The sequence below is a fragment of the Streptomyces lacrimifluminis genome (assembly GCF_014646095.1).
GTDB classification, from domain to species: domain Bacteria; phylum Actinomycetota; class Actinomycetes; order Streptomycetales; family Streptomycetaceae; genus Streptomyces; species Streptomyces lacrimifluminis.
Genome location: NZ_BMMU01000090.1, coordinates 1 through 3,054, shown reverse-complemented (window position 1 = coordinate 3,054; position 3,054 = coordinate 1). Strand labels below are relative to the sequence as shown.

Genomic DNA, 3,054 nt, shown 5'->3' with positions numbered 1-3,054 from the left:
CACACGCCCCCGGCGCACTCCCTCACCTTGATCGGCTACACCACGTCAAGGGACGCCATCAGATGCGGCAACGTCGTCCTTGTACCCCCGCACCGGGCGTACAAGTAGCAAACGGACGGCTGGAGGGGCGCGTCATGAGTGAGCGGGAGACATGGACGACGGAAGAGTTCGGCTCATCTCACACCGGCTCGGTCGGTGTGCTCCTGGCCGACGGCAGCGTTCCGCCTGAGATCTTCATCCCCATGATGAGCTCAGGCGGCGGGCACAAGGTGTCGCAGTGGAGCATCTACGACGGCGGCCTGGGACACGGGCCGCGCGCGGCCGCACTGCGCGCGGTGTGCTCCTGCGGCTGGACCGGGCCGGAGCAGCAACTCGACTGGGATGAGATCGGAGACGGGCAATTGGCTGAGACGGCCCGGGCGACGGCGGACACGTGCACCCTGGATTGGGACGCACACACGGAGGACGTGGAGCGTTCCGCGATCCCTCTGCCGGAGACGGTGGGTGCCCTGCTGGAACAGTTGCGTGCAGAGCTCGAGAAGCTGGAGAGGACCTCACCGCTGGCTGCTCTGCGTGCCGCCCGTCGGCTGGAGGTGACGGCGGTTGAGGTCGGGTACTGGGCGGCCCACAACGGCCGACGGGACGCGACAGTCGAACAGGTCGCTGCCGCCCTGGGTACGAATGAAGCCGAAACACGCAAGACGCTGGCCCGTTTCGGCCGCTGGAGCCCATACCGCTGACTACCACCTGAGCGGCTTCAGATCACCTGGCAGCCGGTTCCCTCACTCCCTCCCCCGGGGGACTTGCCGCCCTTCAGCGCCTGGATCCTCGTACGCATGACCGGCGTTGTCTACGTGTACCTGCGGCCCGGCAGCGGCCTGGAGGCCTTCGCCAGGGACGCGGTCACCTGGCACTGGCCGAACCGTATTCCGGACCGCCTCCGGCAGGCAGACCTTCCCGCCACCTTCCTCCAGCAGCCCGACCCTGTTCGCTGACTCACTCCCGACAGTCAGCGAACAGGCTGCTCCCCATAGCGAGAGATGCACGTCACACCTGCCTCGATGTCACGCCTGCCGTCCCTTGCTGCACTCCCTTGATGACAGCGCGTGTTGGGCGCCACAAGCAGCATCAAGGGGGACAGGTTGCCTGAGACAGCGATCGGGTTGGCGGCACTGGGCGCGATATTGAGCGCACGGCTGCTCTATCAGTGGATCCGCAGCCGGACGCAGGTCCAGCTGGTCCGCCTCACGCAGCAGGGCATCAGCGGCCGTGTCCGTGCCCTGCCGCCGGGCAGCAAGGTCACCGACCGCAGGGCCGGCGAGGAACTGCGCATCGAGGTCGGCACGGTCGGCGGGGACGCCTGTGAGTGACCTTCCCCTCGTAGCGTTGAGGCTGTGACTGCAGGGGAAGTTGAGAGTCATGGCGGAGAAGCGACAGTCGTACGATGCCGAGTTCCGTGAGGGGGCTGTGCGGATCGTGCCTGAGACGGGGAAGACGATCGCGCAGGTAGCGGCCGATCTCGGGATCAAGGAGACCACCCTGGGCAGCTGGGTGGCGCGGGCCCGGAGGGCCGGCGGGGACGGGACGCTGGGCGAGCTGGAACGCGAGGAGCTCGTGCGGCTGCGCCGGGAGAGCTTGGAGAACCGCAAGCGGATCAAGGAAGTTGAGATGGAGCGTGAGGTCTTCAAGCGTGCCATGGCTCTCTGGGTGAAGTGACCGAGAACGAACCGGAGGCGCTGGTCGCCTTCATCGGTCGCCAGAGAGCCGAGCACAACGTGCCCCATCGGATGTCCTGTCGCCTGCTCGGGGTGAGCGAGGCGTGGTTCTGCAAATGGCGGCGACGTTTCGCGGAGCCGACGGAACGTGAGGTCAGGCGCGTGAGGCTGGAGGAAAGGATCAGGTATTTTTTCCGCGCGTCGGGCGAGACATACGGGTCGCCGAGGATCACGCTGGATTTGTGGGAGGAGGGCTGGCAGGTGTCGGTGAACAGCGTCGCCGAGATCATGGCCGAGCTCGGCCTACAGGGGCGCAAGCCCCCGCGTCGGCGGAAGTCACTGACCCGGCAGGGCAAGCGGAAAGCCGCCCCTGACCTGGTGCGTCGTCGGTTCGACGCCGTCGCTCCGGATCTGCTGTGGTACGGCGACATGACCGAGATCGAGACCGGCGAGGGCAAGATCTACTTGGCGACGGTCATCGACGCGTTCTCGCGGCGCTGTCTCGGCTACGCGATGGGCGAGCATCACGACGCGGCCCTGGTCGGGGCGTTGTTGAAGATGGCGGCCGTGACACGTGGCGGCAGCCTGGATGGGACGATCTTCCACAGCGACCGCGGCGCGGAGTGCACGTCCGAGGCGTACGACAAGTTCTGTGACCGCCTGGGCGTGGTGCAGTCCATGGGACGGGTGGGGTCCGCTCTGGACAATGCCGCTGCGGAGAGTTTCAACTCGCTGATCAAGGTCGAGTACATCCACCGCCGGCAATTCGCGACCCGGACCGAGGCCCGCCTGAAGATCGCCACATGGATCACTGGGTTCTGCAACCCGCGACGAAGGCACAGCGCGGCCGGCGGCCTACCGCCCGAGGAGTTCGAAAGAATCATCGCCGAAGCGCGCGAGCGACACGGCCAGAAAGATCAGACCGTATAACCAAAGTCCCTACGGAACCAGGGGATTGACACTTGGACGGTTTCGCGATCAGTGAGATCGGCGACGCCCTCGACATGACCCACGAAGCCGTACGGCAGAACCTGAGCTGCGGCCGCGCCCGGCTCAAGACGATCATGCTTACGCGGTGGTGCGTGATTGTGGGTGAGGCGTGCTGGTCCGTTGGAGGACCGCTGTTCAGGCTTGAGCGGTGCGGTCGGAGACGAGGCCGGTGATAGCGCGGTACGTGTCGGGCAGGCGGTCGCGTCGGTGGGTACAGCGCAGTAGTTGCTTCCAGCGTTTGTGGTCGGCGAGGGCGTGTTCGACGGTGGTGCGGTCGAAGGAGTGCCTGTGGCGGTCGCGTTCCCACTGTTCAGTGCTGCCGGGCAGTGCTCCCGGCCGCGGCTTTCTG

At 66.5% G+C, this 3,054-nt stretch carries 5 protein-coding genes and 1 pseudogene; 5 read left to right on the top strand and 1 reads right to left on the bottom strand.

Annotation, left to right across the window (positions count from 1 at the left end; translation table 11 throughout):
* The first annotated feature begins 134 nt into the window (after positions 1–134).
* The 5 genes from IEY89_RS39955 to IEY89_RS39935 all read left to right on the top strand — a co-directional run bounded on the left by IEY89_RS39955 (position 135) and on the right by IEY89_RS39935 (position 2,645).
* Complete coding sequence (locus IEY89_RS39955) at positions 135–740, top strand: hypothetical protein (protein WP_189152423.1); 606 nt, start codon at positions 135–137, stop codon at positions 738–740.
* Positions 741–836: 96 nt separating this feature from the next.
* Positions 837–995 (top strand): hypothetical protein, encoded by a 159-nt coding sequence (locus IEY89_RS39950; RefSeq protein WP_189152422.1) that lies wholly within the window; start codon positions 837–839, stop codon positions 993–995.
* A gap of 147 nt (positions 996–1,142) precedes the next feature.
* Entirely contained in the window at positions 1,143–1,370 is a 228-nt protein-coding gene (locus IEY89_RS39945; protein WP_189152421.1) for a hypothetical protein, read from the top strand.
* Positions 1,371–1,419: 49 nt separating this feature from the next.
* Positions 1,420–1,716: a transposase gene (locus tag IEY89_RS39940; protein WP_189152420.1), complete on the top strand. Its 297-nt coding sequence runs from the start codon at positions 1,420–1,422 to the stop codon at positions 1,714–1,716.
* A complete protein-coding gene (locus IEY89_RS39935; RefSeq protein WP_189152419.1) occupies positions 1,713–2,645 on the top strand; it encodes an IS3 family transposase in 933 nt (310 codons plus the stop codon). Before IEY89_RS39940 ends, IEY89_RS39935 begins: the two co-directional genes overlap by 4 nt.
* A gap of 195 nt (positions 2,646–2,840) precedes the next feature.
* Here IEY89_RS39935 and IEY89_RS41415 read toward each other — a convergent pair.
* Positions 2,841–3,054 (bottom strand): annotated as a pseudogene (locus IEY89_RS41415) (transposase); the annotation flags it as partial.